This is a genomic window from Cupriavidus sp. SK-3 (assembly GCF_000611145.1).
Classification (GTDB): domain Bacteria; phylum Pseudomonadota; class Gammaproteobacteria; order Burkholderiales; family Burkholderiaceae; genus Cupriavidus.
Window position 1 is genome coordinate 32552 of sequence record NZ_JFJV02000194.1, and the last position, 2691, is coordinate 35242.

Consider the following 2691-nt stretch of genomic DNA (forward strand, 5'->3'; position numbering starts at 1 on the left):
TTTTTTGTTGCCCGTTTTCCGGGGTTATCGGGGCTATCGGGGCTGCCGGGCATCCTGGCTGCGATCCGCTCCAAACGCCGCGCCGGGCGGCGCCAGGTTGGCGGCCGCTTCGCGCGGATTGCGCCACTCCGGCGGCTTCCAGAGATGGCGCGGGTCCCGGTGGCGCCATGCGTCGGCGAACATGTCGCGCCATTCGTGGAAGGTGAGGATGAGTGGGTTATGGCTGGCAATGCCTCGGGTTATGCCGTACTCGGGCGGCGCTTGCTCAGGCACGAAGGATCCGAACATCCGGTCCCACACGGTCAGCACGCCCGCATAGTTGCGGTCGATGTACTGCGGGTTCCTGGCATGGTGGACACGGTGGACCGAGGGCGTATTGACCAGCCATTCAAGCCGGTGCCAGCGGCCGCCCAGCCGCGTATGCACAAAGAACTGGAACGCGAGGTTCAGCCCCACCGCCAGGATCACCCAGTCGGGCGTGAAGCCGATCAGCGCCAGCGGAATCCAGAAGAGCCACATTCCCGAAAGCGGATAAGTCAGGCTCTGCCGGAAGGCCGTGGAGAAATTCATGCCCTCGGAGGAATGATGGGTGACGTGCGAGGCCCACATCCAGCGCACCCGATGGCTGGCGCGATGAAACCAGTAATAGAGAAAGTCCTGCAATAGCAGCAGCAGAAGAAACGACCACAGGGTTTGCGGCATCGCCTTCAACCCGTGCTGGTAGCTCCAGGTGTAGGCCGTGCGCACCATCAGCCACAGGAAAAAGGCATCCGACGCCTGATGCATCAGCGCCAGCGCCGCGTTGGAAACGGTATCGCGCAAGCTGTAGACGGCGGAATCGCGCCGCGCCCAGTACCACGCCTCCGCGCCGATGGTCAGCAGGAAGACCGGCGCGAACGCCAGCAGGATCAGGCCGGGATCGATTGTTGACGGTTTCATCCGGGCAATGTTGCGCGATTCAGGGTGTTTTGTCTGGAGGCGATCCTCTATACGCCCGTGTGGCGTTGCCAAATGCGCACGTCGATGCACTCGGTAATGCTTGTGGCGCACATTTGCATTCCTGATCATTTTGCACGACTGAATATCCATGCGCGTGGGGTCAAGCCGGCAGGCGCGGCGCCGTTATAGCAGGGCGGCTGAAAACAGAGCCGCGTCAGCGCTAATTCCAACGGGGAGCCCTCATGTTTCGCAACACCACCATCGGTACGAGATTGTGGATTTTGACTGTTGTTAGCAATATGTTGTTGCTGGTTGTCGGTGCCGTAGGCTGGCTCGGCATGTCGCGCAGCAATGACGCCACTCGCCAGATCTACCAGCAGCAGCTCGCCGCCGCCGTGAATCTGGCAGAGGCACGCTCGAACCAGTTGCTCGTTCGCGTCTTGCTCGACCAGGCCACCTTTGCCGCCGACCCGGCCGATGCGCGTGCGCGTGCCGCTACCGCAGAGGGCTTTGCGCGCCAGTCGGACGCTGCCTGGAAGGCTTACCTGGCGCTGCCGCGCTCGCCGGAGGAAACCAAGGCCGCCGAGGAAGTCGCCGCCAGGCGCGAAGCGTTGTTCACGCAAGGCGTCTCACCGATGATCGCAGCGCTGCATCAAGGGGACCGCGAGGCCGTGATGCGTGCCGTGCTGGACACCATTCCCAAGCTCGATATCGCTTTCACCGCCGTCAACACCGAGCTGGGCAGGCTACAGGTCGCCAGCGCGGAGGCGGTCTATCACGGTTCGCAGGAGCGCTACACCACGTTGCGCTCGCTCTCGATTGGCGTGCTGGCGCTCGGACTGTGCTTCAGCACGGTGGTGGCCTGGCGCTTGCGCCGCTCCATCGTGGGCCCCCTCGATGCGGCCATCGCACGCTTCGAACGTATCGCGGCCGGCGATCTTGGCGCTAAGTCCGGTGGCGCGGGTTTGAGCGCCGAGGGCGAGCGCAGCGAGACAGGCCGCATGCTGGCCATGCTCGGCCGCATGCAGGCGAGCCTGGCCGCGATGGTGAGCGATGTGCGCGGTGGCGCAGACTCGATTGCCGCCGCCAGCAAACAGATCGCCAGCGGCAACAGCGATCTCTCGCAGCGCACCGAGCAGCAAGCCGCGTCGCTGGAAGAGACCGCATCCAGCATGGAGCAGCTCACGGGCACGGTACGCCAGAACGCCGACAGCGCGCGCGAGGCCAACGACCTTGCCAGCGATGCCACCGGCCTGGCGGAGCGCGGCAGCGACGCTGTGGCGCGGGTGGCAAGCACGATGCAAGCCATTGACGCCAGCGCCAACAAGATCGTGGACATCATCGACGTGATCGAGAAAATTGCGTTCCAGACTAATATCCTCGCGCTCAACGCAGCGGTGGAGGCTGCGCGAGCCGGCGAGCACGGGCGCGGCTTCGCGGTGGTGGCGGGTGATGTGCGCGATCTCTCGCAACGTTGCGCGGGCGCTTCCAAGGAGATCCGCACGCTGATCGGCGATTCGGTGTCCCGGGTGCGCGCCGGCGGCGAGATGGTGGATCAGGCGGGGCAGGTGATGCAGGAGATGGTAAATGCGGTGCGGCGCGTGAGCGGCATCATGGGCGGCATCAGCTCGGCCTCCGACGAGCAATCGCGCGGGATCGAGCAGGTCAACCAGGCGGTGGCGCAGATGGACGGCATGACCCAGCAGAACGCCGCGCTGGTCGAGCAGGCGGCAGCCGCCGCAGCATCGCTGG

General features: G+C 64.9%; 2 protein-coding genes. One reads left to right on the forward strand and one right to left on the reverse strand.

The genetic code is table 11. The annotated features are described in order from the left end of the window. Window positions 1-33: 33 nt before the first annotated feature. A complete protein-coding gene (locus tag CF70_RS18915) occupies window positions 34-939 on the reverse strand; it encodes a sterol desaturase family protein (protein WP_035867885.1) in 906 nt (301 codons plus the stop codon). A gap of 242 nt (window positions 940-1181) precedes the next feature. On the opposite strand from CF70_RS18915, the gene CF70_RS18920 reads away from it, so the two are divergent. Beyond that, window positions 1182-2691 (forward strand): methyl-accepting chemotaxis protein (locus tag CF70_RS18920; RefSeq protein WP_235185120.1); only part of this gene is annotated, 1510 nt, incomplete at its 3' end.